The organism is Massilia sp. DJPM01, assembly GCF_030348125.1.
In the GTDB taxonomy this organism is placed as follows: domain Bacteria; phylum Pseudomonadota; class Gammaproteobacteria; order Burkholderiales; family Burkholderiaceae_D; genus Telluria_A; species Telluria_A frigida.
In genome coordinates, this window is sequence record NZ_JAQOZV010000043.1 from 12,499 (window position 1) to 30,312 (window position 17,814).

Genomic DNA, 17,814 nt, shown 5'->3' on the forward strand with positions numbered 1-17,814 from the left:
CCCAGATAGAAGAAAGAATAAATGGCCTGGCGCGCTTAGCGCCAATTGGTGCCGGTCAGTTCCGATAGTACCGCCGCCACGCGCGTGCGGCTGGCGTGATAGCCGATGATGACCAGTTCCGAGCGGCGTGCGGCCGGCCGCACCGCGTCGACGCTGATCATCACACGCGAACGCACGCCCTGCACCAGCACCGCCTGATCGCTCTCGCTGGTGCGGATAAACCCCTTGCTGCGCAAGACCGGCTCCAGGCGTACCGCTTCCTGCAAGGCGTGGCGCAGCTTGTCGGCGCTTTGCGGCGCGTCGCTGCGCAGCACGAACGATAGCCAGCCCGGATCCTGCTCGTGAAAATGCTTGTGCGTGGCCAGCCCGTGCGAATGCGCGGCGAGGCCGGAATGCGCATGCCCGTTCAGGCGTCCCTGCTCGGCCAGCACCCCGGCGCCGGGGCCGGGCATGGTGGCCAGCGGCGTATAGCTGTGCGCGTGCTCGGTGCGGGTCGGCTGGTGCAGGCGCAGGCCGAGCGCGAGACGGATATCGAGTCGGGCCTTGTGCGCCAGTTCCAGGAAACGCACCTTGGGCGCGCGCTCGCGCACCCGCGTCTCGGCCAGCAGCAGCGCGTCGTCGTCTAACGCGTCGATCTTGTTAAGCACCACCACATCGGCAAATTCGAGCTGCTGCCCGAACACCGTGGCCGCCGCGTCGCTGCCGGTGCCGGCCTCGAACTGGTCCGACAGCAGCAGCGGCGTATCGACCACCGCCAGGGTCGCGTCGAGGATGAAGTCACCGGCCAGTTCAGGACTTTGCAGCATCTCCATGATGGCGGTCGGTAGCGCCAGGCCGGATGTTTCGATCAGCACGTGATCGACGTTCGCACGGCGCGCGGCGATGGCCTGCATGGTCGGCAAAAACAGTTCATCGTCGCCGTACGCGATCAGCCCGTACGGAAAGTCATGCACCCGCACCTGGTCATCGAGGCCCGCCTCGCCGCGCACCAGCGCGCCATCGATCGAGATCTCGCCGAACTCGTTGATCAGCAGCGCCAGGCGGCGGCTCTGGCGTTTTTCGATCAGGCTGCGCAACAAGGTCGTTTTGCCCGACCCCAGGAAGCCGGTCACGATGGTGACGGGAATCGGCTGCTTCATGCCAGGTCCAGCGCCGCCAGCTGCGCGCTCAGATCGTCCAGGCTGCGGCATATGGCGGGGTAGTCGACCCGCGGCCGGGCAATCACCAGCAGCGGGATGCCGAGGGCTTTTGCAGCACGCACCTTGGACGCGTAGCCGCCAGCATCGCCTGAATCCTTGGTCACCACGCAGTCGATGTGCCAGTCGCGCCACAAGGCCATGTTGAAATCGGCGGAAAACGGTCCCTGCATGGCGCAGATGCGTTCGCGCGCGACGCCCAGGGCGACCGCGCGCTCGATAAATTCCGGTTCGGCCGTCAGGCGCACAAACCACTGCTTGTCGCCCGTGCCATCGGCATGCAGGAAGGTCGCAAGGTCTTTCGACCCGGTGGACAGGAAAATGCGCTTGCCCAGCGCAATGGCACGTTCGGCGGCGTCTTTTGGCGAGCTGCACAAGGTGCCGTCGAGCGCACTGAAACTGCTTGGCCGCTCGTAACGCAGATAGGGGATGCCCAGTTCGCGCGACAGGCCGATCAACTGTTCCGACATGCTGGTAGCGTAAGGATGGGTGGCGTCGACCAGCACCTTGGCGCCACTGGCAGCCAGCGCCTGGCGCCGCGCCTCGATGCCCTGGCGCCCGGCCCAGACGGTGGCGCCGGGACAGGCCTTGAGCGCCACGTCGCCGCCATGGTCGGTCGCCGCCGACACCACCACCGGGCGCGACTGGCTCGTTGCCAGCTTCGCCGCCAGCGCATTGCCGTCGCTGGTGCCGGAAAACACCCACACGCCGCCAGCGGGCAGTTCCTGGCGCTGCGGCAGCGTGCTGTCGGCCTTGGCGTCCCAGTCGTTGTAGCCGCGCGGCGTAAAGATTTGCCCGCGCTTGCGCTGGGTGAAGCGGTTGCCGACCACGATGGTGGTGAGCATGTCGAATTGCAGCGACGGCAGCTCGTCGAGCCGGTGGATGCTGACTTCCTGCCCGGGACGATATGCATTCTTGACCACGCCGCACAGGGTATGCGGCGCCTTCGATTCGAGCATCAGCTGGAGCACGCGGTACACGCCCTGCTGGCGGCTGGCGCTCTGCACGTTGTACATCACGCAGGCCAGGTCGGCCTGGGCGATGTGGCGCGCGCGGTGCTCGATCCACTCCCAGGGACACAGCAGGTCCGACAAACTGAGCGTGGCAAAGTCGTGCGACAGCGGGGAGCCAAGCAGCGAGGCGCAGGCGTTGGCCGAGGTAATCCCCGGGATCAGGTTGACCTGGTAGGTATCAATCTCGCTCATTTCTTCGTAGGCCAGCGCCGCCATCGCGTAGATGCCGATGTCGCCGCTCGAAATGAGCGACACGCGCGCGCCGCCACGGGCTTTTTCAATCGCCAGCAAGGCGCGTTCACGCTCCTGCGTCAGCGGCGGCGTGTGGATTTCCTTGCCCTCCACATGCGGCATGATCCAGCGCAAATACAGTTCATACGCCACGATCACGTCGCTGTCCTTCAGCGCCGCAATCGCGCGCGGTGCGATCAGGTCCTCGTAACCGGGACCGACCGACACCAGATTCAATACACCACTCATCAGATCTCCATCCATTTATCTTCCACTACCGCGACGGCCACGCCGTCCAGGCACGTTTTTGGCACAAGGAGCGCGCCGCGCGGGCTGGCCACCAGCGCGCACGGTTCGCACACGCCATCGAGGCCCACATTGCTGCGCACCCAATCCGACGGCACGCTGACCCACGGGCGCGCCGCCAGCGTGGCGCGCGCGAATACGCGCAGCGGCAACCCATGCTGGCTGCAAAATTCCAGCAGGCCCGGCTCATTCGCTTTCAGGTCCACGGTCGCCATTTCGCGCACTTCCTCAATACTTCTCTGGCCGAGCGCATGGCGCAGCGCCGCCTCGATCCGCTCGGCCGGCACGCCCTTGCGGCAGCCGATGCCGACCACCAGCGGCTTCAGGGCCTCGGTCGCGGTGGTCACCACCGGCGCCGCACCGACCGTCCGCGCGACCTTGTAGGCCAGCGCATTGGCACCGCCTTCATGCCCGGCCAGCAGCGACACGGCAAAGCGTCCCGCTTCGTCCAGCACCACGACCGCCGGGTCGGTGTGCTTGTCAAGCGCCAGGCCGTCCAGAAAACGCACCGCAATGCCAGTCGCGCCGATCACGATCCACTGCGCGTGGCGGCGGTAGCATTCGCCAAACTGCACCTTGTGGCTGACACCATCGCGCAGCCACGGGCGATACACCTCGGCGCCCAGCGCCGCTTGCAGCACCGCAGCCAGTTCCTCGCCATGCGCGCGCACCAGCCAGATGGCCGGCGCTGCGTTCACGACGCCGCCTCCGCCTTGTTCTTCTTGACGACCCTGAACAGGTGCGTAAAGTCCTTCGAGTACAGGCTCGATTCGACTGCGACCTCCTTGTCGAGCGCCGCGCCGACCAGCATCATGGTGGTCAGGTTCCACTCGCCACGCGTGGTATCTTCCAGCACCGTGCCGAGCGTGCCCTGGTAGATTTTCTGTTCCGGCCAGGTGGCGCGGTACACCAGGCGCACCGGCGTCCCTTGCGGGTAATGCAGCGACAGGTCGCCGACGATCTTTTTCAGGTGCGGGCCGGACAAGAAGATGCACATGGTGGCGCGGTGTTCGGCCAGGCGCGCAATCGATTCGAGTTCCGGCACGGCCGATGCGCGGCCCGAGACGCGGGTGAGGATCACGCTCTGCGACACTTCCGGCTTGGTCAGTTCGGCGCTGATGGCCGCCGCTGCCGCCGTAAACGACGATACGCCCGGCACCACTTCATACGCGATGTCCAGCGCATCCAGACGGCGCATCTGTTCGGCGGTGGCGCCGTAGATGGCCGGATCGCCCGAGTGCAGGCGCACCACGTCGATGTCCATCTCCCTGGCGCGCACGTAGCAAGCCTGCTGCTGCTCCAGATCGAGCTTGGCGGTATCGATGATTTCGGCATCCGCGCGGCAGTGCGTCAGCATCTCGATCGGCACCAGCGAACCGGCGTACAGCACCATGTCGACGCTGCCGAGCAGGCGCGCACCGCGCAGGGTGATCAAATCGGCGGCACCGGGGCCCGCTCCAACGAAGTACACTTTCATTTATCTCTCCTGCCGTGGTTGACGGCGCACCAGCAAGGTGGCCAGGTAGCCCATCGCATCGTTTGCCACAAGGTCGCCCACGCTTGAAGCGAGCAGCTCGCCGGGCAGGCCGATGCGGCGCGCAAAAGCACAGTGATCGGCAATGCCCATCTCGCGCAGCAGGTCGAGCACCCAGCCGAGGCGCGCACCGACCTTCATCAGCACCACGATGTCGTGGGTCAAAATGTCGCTGCGCAGTTCTTCCGCCGTTTCGGGGCATGGCAAGATCAACACCCGTTCCTTGCCCTCCCCCAGCGGCCATGCCAGCGCCGACGCGGCGGCCGCGTAGCTGGTAATGCCCGGGAAGGTGCGTTGCGGCAGCTCCGGAATGCGCGCGCGCAGGGCCGCCAGCACATAGCCGTAGGTCGAATAGGTCAGCGAATCGCCGATGGTCAGGTAGGCCACGTCGCGTCCGGCGCACAGCTCCTGCGCGATGGCGTCGGCCAGTTGCGCATAATGCTCGCTCAGGACCGAACGGTCCGGGTCCATGTTGAATTCGATCTCGCGCAGCTTGGCGGGGTCGATATCGATCCCGGCCAGGCATTGGAGCGCAACCGACAGCTCGGCACCGCGCGCGCGCGGCGCGTAAATCAGGTCGGCGCGGCGCAATGCGTCCAGCGCCGCCAGCGGCAGGTAGCCGGCCGGGCCGGGGCCGACCCCGATGCCCCACAGGGTGCCGATGCGGGTGCCGATGCGGGTGCCGATGCGGGTGCCGATACTCATGCGTCCACCCCGAGCGCGTTGCCGGCCAGGTCGAACAGGCGGACTTCGAGGCGCTTCACCGACGGCACGCGCGCGTGCGCGAGCAGGCCGATGCGGCGTTCGATCTCGATCCACACCGTTTGCGCGAAGGGCTCACTCTTTAAACGTTCCATTGCTGCTTCCACTGTGTTTGCATTTTCTATGTCGTGTACCAGTTGCGCGTCGCCACCCATCTGCGCGACCACGCGCGCGACGCCGGCCATTGCCATGTTGCTCTTGCTCGAATGCGTATCCCAAAACCCGTCGAGCACCTTGGCCAGCTTGCCGGGGTGGCCGGCGAGCCACAGCACGTCCAGGCTGCGCCGATCCTCCCGCAGCGCCTTTTCGGTGAAGTCCAGCGCGTCGCCGAGAAAATTGGCGATCTGCACCGAGCGTTCGTCCGGCAGCCCCAAAACGCCGCTGGCGAATTCGCGCCCGATCTTCCCAGGCAGGTAAGCTACGCTCTCGGTGCTCGCCGCCAGCGCCACCCGCACATACACCTCGACCGACGCAATCCAGGTCGACAGCGACATCGGTTCGACGATCCCCGAGGTGCCGAGTATCGAAATACCGCCCACGATGCCCAGGCGCGGATTGAAAGTCTTGCGCGCGATGACTTCCCCGTTTTCGCAGCCGATGGTCAGGTCGAAGCCGCTGTCGGGCGGCTCCGCCATGGCGTCGTCCAGCACTTCTTCCACCGCGCGCCGCATCATCTGGCGCGGCACCGGGTTGATCGCCGGCTCGCCTACGGCGACACGCAGGCCGGGACGGGTCGCCGTGCCCACGCCACGCCCGGCAAAAAAGCGCACCGCGCGCGCATCGTTGCGCCGTACTTCGGCAAAGATGGTGGCGCCGTGCGTGTTGTCCGGATCGTCGCCGCCATCTTTCAGCACCTCGGCCCGCACCGTGCCGCTATCGGTCCAATCGACCATCTGGAGCGGCACTTCAAGATAATGCACACCGTCGGGCAGGCTGACCCTGATCGTATCGCGGCGCGCGCCGTGCAGCAGCAGGTCGAGTGCCGCCTTGACCGCCGCAGTGGCGCAACTGCCTGTCGTGCGGCCGCGCCGCAATCCATTTAACGCGGGGATGGCAAGATCGAACTGGACCCGTTCAACGTGCTTCATACCCTGCAAGCTGATTGAGCGCGTCAATCATCAGGCCATTGACAACGCTCGCCGCCCATGGCGAACCGCCGCGCGTGCCGCTGTTGGTAATACGCGGCACTTGCAGGCAGCGCCGCAGTTCGTCCTTGGTTTCGCGCGTACCGACAAAGCCGACCGGCAGGCCGATCACCAGTTGCGGGCGCCAGCCATGGTCGCGGATCAGGCGTGCCGCTTCGGCAATCGCCGTTGGCGCGTCGCCGATGGCCAGCACCACGTCATTGCCGAACTTCTGCCAGCCGCGCCGCACGCCCGCCGCCGAGCGCGTGATGCCTTCCGCCGCCGACATCAGGTGCGTTTCGCGGTCATGCACGCCGCACCAGGTGTCGATGCCGAGTTGTTCCAGCAGTTGGCGCTTCAGGCCAGTCTGCACCATGGTCACGTCGGTCAGCACGCGCTTGCAGCGCAGCAGCGCCAGGATGCCGCTTTCCACCGCGCCCGGCGAAAAGTACATATCGTCGACGGCGCCGAAGTCGCCGCTGGTGTGCACCAGCCGTTGCAGCACCGTCAAATGGGAGGCGGGGAAGCCCGACCAGTCGCGCCCAGCGGCGATGATGCGGAAGCTCTCCGCCTCGATCGGATGCGGCTCGTACGGGGCATAGCTTGGCGCGGCTGCCGTCTCGGGCGCCGTAGCGGACGCCGTAGCGGACGCCGTAGCCGGCACCTGCGCCAGCAAGCCGCGCACCGCGAGATGGTGCGCGCGTTGCGGCTCACCCACCTGCTGCTCGAAGCCGACGATCTGCACGCGGTATTTGCACAGCGAGCAGTTCATGGCGGCGCGCCCGGCCACCGCCTCGCGCGCGCGTTCGATGATCACGTCGGCCACATGCGAATGCACGCCGAAGTAGCCGGCCTTGAGCACTTCCAGGCCCGGCTCGCGCTCGCGCAGGTCGTCGGCGGCCGCGTAGATGCGCTTGACCAGCACACCGTCGAACAAAAAGAAGGGCAAGACCACCAGGCGCTGGTAGCCCATGCGGGCAGCCGCGCGCAGGCCATCGGCCACCAGCGGCGTGGCCGTACCCGAATAGCATACGTAGACGCCGCCGAAGCCCATTCCCTCTTCCAGCATGCGTGCCAGCTTGGACACTTCGCCATTGGCGTCGGGGTCGGTGGTGCCGCGCCCGACCAGCACCAGGCAGGTGTCGGTGCGGCGCACCGTCAGCGGCGACGTGGCCTCGGCTTCGACGATGCGTTCCTGCGCCAGTTGCAGCAACTGCGGATGCAGGTTCATCGGCGCGCCGAAATGGAAATCGATGTCCGGATAGTCGCGCGCCATGGCTTGCACTTCTGCCGGCATGTCGTTCTTGGCGTGGCGCGCGGCCAGCAGCACGCCGGGCACCACTGCCACCTGGCGCGTGCCTGCGGCAAGGTTGGCCTGTACCGCTTCGGCAATGGTCGGGCTGGAAAACTCCAGGTAACCGTGGGTCACCACGTCGTCCGGCGCGCGCGCGCGTACCAGTTCGACCAGCGCCTCGAATTCGCGCACGGCGTCCGGGTCACGGCTGCCGTGGCCCGCGACGACAATGCCGGGTTTTTCTGTTTGGGTCATGGTGCGGGCGCCGCCTCGATCTGGCTGGCCATCGGCGCAAGCGTGCGAATCAGCATGATGCTCATGTCGGAACAGGTATGGCTGGCGCATTCCTGCAGGCTGCCATGCCATTCGGCTTCGCCGCGCGTCAGGTTTTCCCACACTTCGGTCGGATGATCGGGCGAAATGCCGTTTTCCAGCAGGTAGGCCGCGATATGCCACGGCATGAACGAGCGCGCCGCATCCCACGGACACGGGATCACGATCGCGTTGCGCTGGTCCTGCAGCACGTGCACCAGATGACGCTTGAAGGGATCGAGGTCGCCGCGCCGGTGGAAGGTGATGAAGGTGGTCTCGTCGAAGCATACCTTGGCGCGCGATGCCAGGATCTGGGCCGATGAAATGCCGGGCAGCGATTCGACCGGGTGACCGCAGGCGCGTTCGACCCGTTCCAGGTACTGGAAGCCGCTGAAATGGATATCGCCCATGAACACGACCACGCAGCGCTTGCCTGCATGATGCAGGCGCGCCACCTCATCGAGCTGCGCGACCTGGTCGCGGTAGGCCATGCCGATGACCTGGGCCTCGGCCGGAATCAGGCTTTGGACCACGTTCAGCACCGCGTCGAAACCGGCCACCACATCGGCCTCGCGAATGAGCTGCGCGCCGCGCTGCGTCAGGTAGCCGACGTCGCCGGGTCCCGCGCCTATGCAAATGATCATGTGAAACTGCTCCTAAATATGCGTATTGTCAGGTTGGTGCCAGGCGCGCGCGGATCGTCAGCGCCAGGTTGTCGGCCGATAGCTGCTCCAGCGTCAGGCACTCGGCGCCCAGGGTTTGCGCCAGTTGCGCGGCGCGTCCGAGGCGCAGGTAGCCGCTCTCGGTATCGAGCACCAGCGCCGGCACGCCGCGTTCGGCCAGCTTTCCGGCCAGGTCGAGCGACTCGCGCCAGGCATCGCCATCGGCCGCCAGCGCCACGTTGGCCTTGCCGTCGGTGAGCAGCACCAGCAGCGCCGGAGCGCGATGGGCAGATTTTTCGAGCGTTTCCAGCGCCAGGTGCAGCGCGTGCGGCAAGGGCGTGCGCCCGCCGGTCGGCAACTCGGACAGGCCCTGTTCGGCGCGCTCGACGCTACCCGTCGGCGCCAGCAGCAGGTGCGCCGACTGGCCTCGGAACGAGATCACGGCCACCGTATCGCGCCGCTGGTAGGCATCGGTCAGCAAAGCAAGAACTGCGCCCTTGACCGCTTCCATGCGGCGTTGCGCAGCCATCGAGCCAGAGGCGTCGACCACGAACAGGATCAGGTTGGCGCTTTTGCCGACCCGGATCTGCTGATGCAGGTCGGCCCGCGTGACCTGCACGTGGCCCGGCTCGCGCATCGCGGCGCTGAGCAAGGTGGCGCCGATGGCGATGCTGGTCGGCTGCTCGTCGGGCACGGCCCGCACCACGCGTCCGCGCGCGGCGCCCATCGCTTCGCTGCGGCGGCCCGCGCTGCTGTGGCCTGCGGCCGATTCAACCACGATGCGCGGCGCGGCGGGGCTGGCTGCGGCGGCGAACACCTGCTCTTCGCCCTGCTCGCCGGACGGCGTTTGTTCGCCGTCGTCCGCTTCACCGGCGTCATCCTGCGCAGGCGGCGGGGGCGCGGCATCGCGCATCAATTCGTCGAGCCGGTCATGATCGAGGCCGGGTTGTTCGAAGGGCTTGCGGCGGCGCCGGTGCGGCAGCACCAGTTCGGCCGCGCTGCGCAAATCGGCCGGCGTCACCTGAAGCCGGCCGTCGAGCGCTGCCAGCGCGCGCGATGCTTTATGCATGACGATGTCCGCACGAAGGCTGGCCACCTCGAACTCGCAGCACAAATGGCTGATCAGCTCTAACATGGCGTCGTCCAGCGTTACCTGCGGAAGCAGGCGCTGGGCCTCAAGCAGCTGGCGCTGCAGTGCCTGCTGCTGTTCGTCCCACGCGGCGCCGAAAGCGGCCGGATCGGCCTCGAAGGCAATCCGCCGGCGCACGACTTCGGAACGCACCTTCTTGTCGCGCGGCGCCGCCACTTCGACCATCAGCGCGAAGCGATCCAGCAGTTGCGGACGCAGGTCGCCCTCTTCCAGGTTCATGGTGCCAACCAGCGTGAAACGCGCGGGGTGGCGGATCGACAGCCCTTCGCGCTGCACCGAATTGACGCCCATGGCCGCCACATCGAGCAGCACGTCGACCAGATGGTCGGCCAGCAGGTTGACTTCATCGATATACAGCACGCCGCGATGCGCCGCCGCCAGCAGGCCTGGCTGGAACACGCGCTGGCCGCCCTGCAATGCGCGCGCCAGGTCGACGCTGCCGATCACGCGGTCTTCGGTGGCGCCCAGAGGCAAGGTCACGAACGGCACGGGGGCCAGTCGCGGCGTGCCGGTGGCGCAAGTCTCGCAATGTTCGGATGGGGCGCCGGCGCTGCAATTGTAGGCGCAGCCGGCCACGGTGCCGATGTGCGGCAGCACGTCGGCCAGCGCGCGCGCCGCCGTGCTCTTGGCGGTCCCCTTGTCGCCCCGGATCAGCACACCGCCCATGCCGGGATCGACCGCGCACAGCATCAGCGCGCGCTGCAACTGCGGCTGGCCGACGATGGCCGCAAACGGGAAATTCATGATGTTCATCTTATCCATTACGTGCCGTTTCGCCGCGCGCTTCGAGCAGGGTTTCGCTATCGAGATACAGCTCGCGCAGCTTGGCCAGCGTTTCCGGGCGCGGCTCGGCCCACATGCCGCGGCTGGCCGCTTCCAGCAAGCGCTCGGCGATGGCGTTCTGCGCCCACGGGTTGGCTTCTTCCAGGAAGCGCTGCATGTCCTCGTCGAAGCCGTAGGCCTGGGCCACGTCTTCATACATCCAGTCGTCCATCACCTGCGCCGTGGCGTCGTAGCCGAACAGGTAGTCGACGGTGGCCGTCAGTTCCAGCCCGCCCTTGTAGCCATGGCGCTGGATACTGGCCAGCCATTTGGGATTGACCACGCGCGAGCGGAACACGCGCAGGGTTTCTTCTTTCAGGTCGCGCACCTGGGCGCGCGCCGGGTCGTGGCTGTCGCCGAAGTAGTGGCGCGGCTGCTGGCCGGTCAGTGCGCGGATGGTGGCGATCATCCCGCCATGAAATTGCAGGTAGTCGTCGCTGTCGAAGATGTCGTGTTCGCGGTTGTCCTGGTTGTGCAGGGCCACCTGCACGCCGGACAGGCGCACCTTGAAGGCGTCGCGCTGGTCGGCGCCCTGTTCGCCGCGCGCATAGGCGTAGCCGCCCCAGTTGACGTAGGCTTCGGCGAAATCGGCGTCGGCTTCCCAGTTCTTGTGCTGGATCAGCGGCAGGATGCCGGCGCCGTAGCTGCCCGGCTTGGCGCCGAACACGCGGTACGATGCGCGCCGTGCGCCCTCTTCCTGGCTCAAGCCCTGTTCGATCCAGCCACCGAGTTCGGCCAGGTAGTGCTTGCGCACGAAATTGTGCGTGAGCGGTTCGTCAAGCTGGATTACCGTGTTCACGGCGTCGTCGATCAGGTCGATCAGCTGCGGGAACGCATCGCGGAAAAAGCCGCTGATGCGGGTCGTGACGTCGATGCGCGGGCGTTTCAGTTCGTCCAGCGGGATCACTTCGACGCCGCTCACCTGGCGGCTTTCGGCGCGCCACACCGGGCGCACGCCGAGCAGCGCCAGGATCTGGGCCACGTCGTCGCCGTGGGTGCGCATCGCGCTGGTACCCCAGATGCTGATGGCGACACTTTCGGGATACTCACCGGTTTCGCGCTCGTGGCGCGTCAATACCTCGTGCGCCAGTTGCAGACCAACGCGCCAGGCCGATTGCGACGGCACGCTGCGCGGGTCGACCGAGTAGAAATTGCGCCCGGTCGGCAGGATGTGCGCCATGCCGCGCGTAGGCGAGCCGCTTGGGCCGGCCGGCACGTACTGGCCGGACAGGCCGTTGATCAGGTTATCGATTTCGTCGGTGGCGCGCGCCAGGTTCGGCACCAGCTGGCTGCAGGCGAAACCGAGCACCTTGCGCAGCGCGTCGAAGCGGTTCGATGCCGGCGCGGCCGGGGCTGCGGCGACGCGCACCGGCGCCACGCGCGGCTTGCCCATTTGCGACAGCACAGTCGATTTGGCGCGCAGGGCCGGTTGCAGCAGCGGCGCTGCCACCGCGTCGCCGTCGATATCGGCGAAGACGAGGTTGAGCACTTCATCGATGCCGGCCGAGCGATAATCGCGCGCCGCAAGTTCGGTAAACAGGCGCAGGCACAGCGCATCGATGGCATCGAGCGCGTCCGACCGCGTGACCACCGCACACTGCGCCAGGCGCGCGAGTGCGGGAACCACGTTGATGCGGCGGCCCTTCTGGTCGAGCAGCAGGTCCATCGTCAGGCCGAACAGCTTCGACACCTCGGCCTGAAGGCCCGGAATATCCAGGTTGGGCAGGCGCGTGAGCGATACCAGCATGGCCGGCATCTGCTGCGCGTCAGGGCCGCCGCCGAGAATGTGCAGGCCGTCGCGGATCTGGGCCGATCCCAGTTCGCACAGGTAGCCGTCCAGGTCTTCGATCAGGTGGGCCACGTCGGAGCCGCCCATCGACGCCAGTGCGGCCGGGAGTTCGCCATCGTCTTCGTGGTGATGATCGTGGTCGTGGTCATGGTCATGGTCGTGATGGTGGTGATGGCCGTGCCCATGGTCGTGGCCGTGGTCATGATCGTGGTGCAGCAGGCGCGCCTGGAGGTCGGCATTCAGGTTGGTCTGCTTGACCAGTTCCCATATCTGCTGCTGCAGCAGCGGCAGCTTGGCCGGGTCTAGCACTTCGACCTGATAATACTCGTCGACCAGCTGCGTCAGCTGCGCCAGCGCGCCGTAGGTATCGGCGCTGGTCATCGGCGGCGTCAGGTGGTCGACCACCACGGCGTGCGCGCGGCGCTTGGCCTGCGAACCCTCGCCCGGATCGTTGATGATGAACGGGTAGAACAGCGGCAGGTCGCCCAGCAAGGCGTCCGGGAAGCAGTTCTGCGACAGGCCCACGCCCTTACCGGGCAGCCATTCCATGGTGCCGTGCTTGCCGACGTGGACGATGGCGTCGGCGCGCCAGACATCGCGCAGCCAGCGGTACAACGCATAGTAATGGTGGGTCGGCGGCAGGTCGCTCTGGTGGTAGATCGCATCCGGGTCCATGCCGTAGCCGCGCGGCGGTTGCAGCGCGACGAAGGTATTGCCCAATTCGATGCCGGCCAGCGCCAGGTGGCCGTCGCACACATACGCTTCGCCAGGCGCGGCGCCCCACTGGGTGCTCATTTTTTCCTGCATGTCGGGCGTCAGTTCGGCGAACCATGTTGCGTATTGCGCGGCGGGCACGCGGCCGGCGGCGTTGCGCAACTGCTCCGTCGTCACGTAAATCTGGTCGTACGAACAGCGTGCCACCAGGTCGTGAATCAGGGTGGTGCCGTCGGCAGGCGGCTGGCCGACATCGTAGCCGGCGGCGCGCATGGCGTCGAGAATGCGCATCAGCGAGGCCGGCGCGTCCAGTCCGACCGCATTGCCGATCTGCGAAGCCTTGCTGCTCGAATTGGTGAACATGAAGGCAACGCGCTTCTCGGCGTTCGGTACCTGCTTGAGGCGTGCAAAGCGCGCGGCGACGCCGGCCACGCGCGCCACCCGGTCCGGCACCGGTTCGTATTCGACCGCGTCGCCCTGCAAGCCGGCGGCGCGCGACTTGAACGACACTGGCGCGGTGATGATGCGCCCGTCGAATTCGGGCAGCACCACGTTCATGGCAGTATCGAGCGGATTGAGGCCGCGCGCGGACTGCTCCCATTGCGGCAGGGTCATGCCGCTGGTGATGGCTTGCAGCACCGGCACGTTCAGCGCTTCCAGCACGCCGACCGACCATCCGGCAGGCGTGGGGCCGCCGGGCGTGATCTCGCCCATCGCAAACGAGGTGGTGTTGATCAGCACATCGATATGCACGCCGCGCGCGTCGCTGAAGTAGCGCAGCGCGTCGGGCAGTGTCCCGCCAGCGCCGGCGCCGCTGCGCAAGGAGGACGTGAACACCGGCAGCACGTTCATGCCACGCTTTTCCAGCGCGTCCAGCAGCGCGTCGATGAAGCGCGTGTTCCCGCTCATCCAGTGCGCGCGGTAGAACACGATGCCGGCACTCGGCGCACCGGACTTGCGCAGCGCCAGCCAGTCGTCGATGCCGGCGCCTTGCGCCAGGTCCGGGTGATAGATGCCGTGTTCCGGCAGCGGCAGCGCGGTTTCAAAGCCAAAGCCAGTCAGCAGCAGATGGTCGGACAGGTAGCGCAGCAACTGCGCCAGGTTGCCGCTGCCGCCGCAATGGAAGTAATTCAGGGTCTGTTGCAGCACGTCGGGGGCGACGGTCGATACCGCAGCCAGCTCGGGATCGGGCTCGCCGGTGCCGCTGATTGCAATCAGGTGCTGGCCGTGGCGGCGCGCGTGGCTGACCAGGTCGGTAAACCCGGGCACGCTGCCAAGCCGCCCGAGCACGCGCAGGATGATGATGCGCGCGCCCTGCACCTCGCGCGCGAGCAGCGCCGTGGCGCCGCCGTCGGCATCGAGCCCCTGCAGGCTCACGCCCGCCACCGCGCCGAATTCCGGCGGCAGCTGGCCTGTTGCGTGGTGCAGGACAGCCAGGTCGTTCGATGCATGGGTAAGCAGCGCGATGTGCGCCGGGCCTTGAGGAAAATCAGATGATGTCATTGTCCGCCACGAGTGTGTCGCCTTCGCAGATGCGATGGAAAATCAGGTCCGCCACTTCGGCGCCGCCGATCAGGTGCTCGGCCACGATGCGCCCGGCCGCCGCTTCGTCGACGCGGCGGTACCACACACCTTCCGGATACACCACCACGATCGGCCCTTCATTGCGGCACGCGACCATGCAATGCGTGCGGGTGCGCTTGACGCACAGCTCCGGATGCGCGTCGATCTCGCGCCCCATGTGCTCGAAAACGGCCTGCGCCTGCACGCCGTTTTCGGTGCAGCGCGGGCCCACGCACATGAAAACGTGCCGGTCATGGGTACGCATCGGTCAGCCGAATTTCTTGTAGCAGTAGCCAGCCAGCGCGCCCATGGCCAGCCAGAAGGCGGCGTTGGCCAGCAAGGTCGCGTACAGGAAGCTGCGCGCCAGGTCGGGCGGTGCACTGCTCGAATGGACTGCGGGCTGGGGCGATCCGACCAGGTGCGGCACGAACAGCAGCAGCGCGCCAGCGATCCTGAGCGGCCAGTTCCTGGCGAAGACCAGCAGCGCCAGCCCGCCGGCGCTGGCCATGACGGTAGCGGTCCACCACATCTGGCGCGCCAGCAGGGGCGCCGCGACGGTGCCGGGCAGCTCGGGCGGCAAGCCGACCGAAGGCGCCACGAAGAACGCCGTGTAGCCGGCCGCGCCCCACAGCAGGCCCGCGCGCCAGCCGCTCGCGCCGCCATGCAGGCTGATGGCAGCCGCCAGCAGCAGCGCGAAGCCGACGCCCGCGCTGATATTGGCTACCGCCGTGTAGAAGGTGCGCTCCAAGCCGTCGTCCGGCTGCCAGCCGCCATGTTCATGGGCGCCCTCTTGCGCGTGCTCGTGCGGGGTGGCGTCGGCGTGGCTGTGCGGTGCGGCCACCTCCAATGGCTTCGGCGCGGCGCTCTCGAACACCTCCGCCTGCAGGATGATGGGCGCCACTTGCAGTTGCTGAACGCCGGTCAGCAGCAGGCCGGCCAGGACGCCGGCCGCCGCTGCGCTGGCGAGAATGCGGTTGAAGGTTCCCAGGCCTGCTGCGGGCGCGGTACGAATCAGTGGCATGGGAAGCCGGCCGAGTGGCGGCTGTCGTGCGCGGCGTTGTGCAGCGCTTCCATCGAGGCGAAGCCGGCGCCGAACAGCAGCACGGCGCCAAGGCTGGCAGCGCACATGGCTTGCACGATGCGCTCCTTGATGGCGGCAAACGGGACTTGTTCATCGGCGGTGGTGATGACGCTGCGGATCGACGACATGGCATTCCTTCCTAAAGCACTGCGCATAGAGCCTGGCCAATGCAGACGCGCGCGTCTTGCCATGGCCGGCAACCGGGGGCTTGTACGGGGAGAAGGAACATAAGATGGGATGCGGAACGCAGCGATCCACCTGGATCGCCCTCCGCGATACAAACGACTTACCGCTTCGGCTGGTTTCCGGGCTGGCGAGTGGTGGGGCAAACGCCCTCTTCCCGGATATGCGCCTTCCCATGCTAAGCACAGTGGCATCATGCACATCCTTGACTCGCTTACCGTTGCGGGGGCAGCGCCGGCTTTGCCTCCTTTGGAGGATCGCACCGGCTTCCCATTTAATCCGGCAAACGATCGTTTGCCAGAACCAGAAGCTTGACTACCGGCGAAGTATAGGTCTGGACTATATAAAATGCAAGGTTGTGCGTATCGGGCGGGGACTTACCAATCGCGCCATTGCTCGGTGATGTCCTCGTCGGCTTCCAGGCCGGCGTCCTTGGCGATCAGGAAGATGATGTCGCACAGGCTTTCGCGCTCTTCGGTCTCGATCATGCTGGCGCGTTCATCGAGCGCATTGAGGGCCAGGACGACGCGTTCGACTTCTTTCATGATCGCGGCCGGGGCGGCGGGTTTGGGGAGCTTTTCCACGGCGGCGGCGTAGGTGTCGAGAATGCTGGCGCATTCGTCGATCTCGGCCTGGGTGTACGGTGCTTCGCTAGCCGGGTCTTCGGCGCAGCGCCGCATGTAGGCAGCCATCTCGCCTAACAGGCGGGCGCGGATCGAGGCGATGCTGGGATTGGGATGCATGGGGCGGCACTCCTGCATGGTTTTGGGAGTGCCAATGTAGCATGAAGCGGCGCGCCGCCGCGCCACCTTACTCGCTGAATTCGATGTCCATCTGCTTGCCGTCGTAGCAAAATGTCATCTGCTCGCCCTCTTCATCGCGGATTTCCAGCACACCGCCGGCTTCGACGAACGGCCCGAGCGTGTCGAACAGGCGAATGAGCCAGTTGGTAATGATGTCGATGTCGCCGCCATCGATCAGCAGCGCGCCTTCCTGGCGCTGGCTGGTGAAGCCGATCGATTCAAGGAATGCCGGGAAATCGCGTTCGGCGCGTGCGCGCTCGGCGAAAAAGGAGTCGCAACCTTCGAACGATGTGCGAATCGCGTTGAACGCCGCCGGCTGCCTGGCGTTCCTGATAACGATGCTGGCATCGTAGATCCATGCTGCAGTACTCACTTGCACTCCCGTTTCGTCAGAATGGCCATCGCGGTCCATGCGCAGCCAGGATCATATTTCCTGCCGACAGTTTTACATGCCGTTCAAAAACTGTCAAAGCGTCGATGCGGGGCGTTGTTTTCAGAGCTTGGCGGCGGGTCACGGAAACACGAATGACTTGACCAATGTCAGCTCCCCCGGCGCGCGCAACGGCACGCGGACCACTTCCTGGCGCTCGTTCGGCGAATTTTCGTTGGTGATGATGGCCACCTGCGCGACCGTCAGGATGCCGGTGTCCTGGCCGGCCCCGTAGTAGTTCACGTAGACGTGGTAGTTCCCTTTCGGCGGCGCGGCGCTCGAAAAAATCTCCGGCCCGTAGCCGGTGGTGACGTCGACATCGAGCGCACCGCCGTTGGGCATCACGCGGTTGCCGTACCAGGAATGTCCGCCGTCCGGCGCGACCACGTGCAGGTCGACGTCGGTGCCGGGACTGTCCCACGACAGCACCACACGCAGGCGCGACTGGGTCTTGCCGGCGTACGAGTCGAGGAACTGGCTGCGGCTGCGCGCCTTGCCGTCGGGCGAGCGCACCTCTACGCTGTTCGAGCCGCGCCCGAAAGCATACGGCCGCGCGAAGCTGCCGTCTTCCTGGACCGCCATCGGCATCGCCACGCCGTTGACGACCAGCGTGGCCGGCTTGTCCTTGGCCTTGCCGGCGATGCGGCCGCGGATTTCGGCCGTCGGGCTTTGCCCCGCCTGCACGCTGACCGACGCCGCCGGATAGTTCACGTCCTGCGTGTACGCTTCCTTGGCGCCCTTGGAATTACGCCAGCCGCTGTTGGGCGAGTCGATGTTTACCTGTGCCAGGGCGGCGCTGGACAGCAGCAGTGCGGGTATCAGCAATAGTTTCATGATCAGCTTCG

Annotated in this window: 16 protein-coding genes and 1 riboswitch; all 16 genes read right to left on the reverse strand. The window is 66.5% G+C overall.

Annotated elements, in window-relative coordinates:
• Positions 1-35: 35 nt before the first annotated feature.
• The 16 genes from PO883_RS23730 to PO883_RS23805 all read right to left on the reverse strand — a co-directional run bounded on the left by PO883_RS23730 (position 36) and on the right by PO883_RS23805 (position 17,803).
• Positions 36-1,139: a GTP-binding protein gene (locus tag PO883_RS23730; protein ID WP_289311945.1), complete on the reverse strand. Its 1,104-nt coding sequence runs from the start codon at positions 1,137-1,139 to the stop codon at positions 36-38.
• The gene (gene cobJ, locus PO883_RS23735; protein ID WP_289311946.1) at positions 1,136-2,689 is read right to left on the reverse strand and encodes a precorrin-3B C(17)-methyltransferase; all 1,554 of its coding nucleotides are present in this window, start codon (positions 2,687-2,689) and stop codon (positions 1,136-1,138) included. Before cobJ ends, PO883_RS23730 begins: the two co-directional genes overlap by 4 nt.
• Positions 2,689-3,444 carry a cobalamin biosynthesis protein gene (locus PO883_RS23740; RefSeq protein ID WP_289311947.1) on the reverse strand — a complete coding sequence of 252 codons (756 nt, stop codon included), beginning with the start codon at positions 3,442-3,444 and terminating at the stop codon, positions 2,689-2,691. The genes cobJ and PO883_RS23740 overlap by 1 nt, the downstream gene beginning before the upstream one ends.
• A complete protein-coding gene (gene cobM, locus PO883_RS23745; protein WP_289311948.1) occupies positions 3,441-4,223 on the reverse strand; it encodes a precorrin-4 C(11)-methyltransferase in 783 nt (260 codons plus the stop codon). Before cobM ends, PO883_RS23740 begins: the two co-directional genes overlap by 4 nt.
• Positions 4,224-4,985 (reverse strand): precorrin-2 C(20)-methyltransferase, encoded by a 762-nt coding sequence (gene cobI, locus PO883_RS23750; RefSeq protein ID WP_289311949.1) that lies wholly within the window; start codon positions 4,983-4,985, stop codon positions 4,224-4,226.
• On the reverse strand, positions 4,982-6,130 hold the full coding sequence (cbiD, locus tag PO883_RS23755; RefSeq protein ID WP_289311950.1) for a cobalt-precorrin-5B (C(1))-methyltransferase CbiD: 1,149 nt from the start codon (positions 6,128-6,130) through the stop codon (positions 4,982-4,984). The genes cobI and cbiD overlap by 4 nt, the downstream gene beginning before the upstream one ends.
• Positions 6,117-7,715, reverse strand: a complete 1,599-nt coding sequence (locus PO883_RS23760) for a precorrin-8X methylmutase (RefSeq protein WP_289311951.1) — start codon at positions 7,713-7,715, stop codon at positions 6,117-6,119. Before PO883_RS23760 ends, cbiD begins: the two co-directional genes overlap by 14 nt.
• Entirely contained in the window at positions 7,712-8,416 is a 705-nt protein-coding gene (locus PO883_RS23765; protein WP_289311952.1) for a cobalt-precorrin-7 (C(5))-methyltransferase, read from the reverse strand. Before PO883_RS23765 ends, PO883_RS23760 begins: the two co-directional genes overlap by 4 nt.
• Positions 8,417-8,444: 28 nt before the next feature.
• Entirely contained in the window at positions 8,445-10,328 is a 1,884-nt protein-coding gene (locus tag PO883_RS23770; RefSeq protein WP_373890098.1) for a magnesium chelatase subunit D family protein, read from the reverse strand.
• Positions 10,329-10,338: 10 nt separating this feature from the next.
• Complete coding sequence (locus PO883_RS23775) at positions 10,339-14,412, reverse strand: cobaltochelatase subunit CobN (protein ID WP_289311954.1); 4,074 nt, start codon at positions 14,410-14,412, stop codon at positions 10,339-10,341.
• A complete protein-coding gene (locus tag PO883_RS23780) occupies positions 14,399-14,737 on the reverse strand; it encodes a ferredoxin (protein WP_289311955.1) in 339 nt (112 codons plus the stop codon). Before PO883_RS23780 ends, PO883_RS23775 begins: the two co-directional genes overlap by 14 nt.
• A gap of 3 nt (positions 14,738-14,740) precedes the next feature.
• Positions 14,741-15,493, reverse strand: coding sequence for a CbtA family protein (locus tag PO883_RS23785; RefSeq protein ID WP_167086642.1), 753 nt, complete (start codon positions 15,491-15,493; stop codon positions 14,741-14,743).
• Complete coding sequence (locus tag PO883_RS23790; RefSeq protein ID WP_167086641.1) at positions 15,484-15,681, reverse strand: CbtB domain-containing protein; 198 nt, start codon at positions 15,679-15,681, stop codon at positions 15,484-15,486. The genes PO883_RS23785 and PO883_RS23790 overlap by 10 nt, the downstream gene beginning before the upstream one ends.
• Before the next feature lie 150 nt (positions 15,682-15,831).
• A riboswitch (cobalamin riboswitch) is annotated at positions 15,832-16,059 on the reverse strand.
• 54 nt (positions 16,060-16,113) lie between these two features.
• Positions 16,114-16,479: a hypothetical protein gene (locus PO883_RS23795; RefSeq protein ID WP_289311956.1), complete on the reverse strand. Its 366-nt coding sequence runs from the start codon at positions 16,477-16,479 to the stop codon at positions 16,114-16,116.
• 67 nt (positions 16,480-16,546) lie between these two features.
• Complete coding sequence (locus PO883_RS23800; protein WP_167086640.1) at positions 16,547-16,912, reverse strand: hypothetical protein; 366 nt, start codon at positions 16,910-16,912, stop codon at positions 16,547-16,549.
• 138 nt (positions 16,913-17,050) lie between these two features.
• Positions 17,051-17,803: a YfaP family protein gene (locus PO883_RS23805; protein WP_289311957.1), complete on the reverse strand. Its 753-nt coding sequence runs from the start codon at positions 17,801-17,803 to the stop codon at positions 17,051-17,053.
• Positions 17,804-17,814 lie beyond the last annotated feature (11 nt).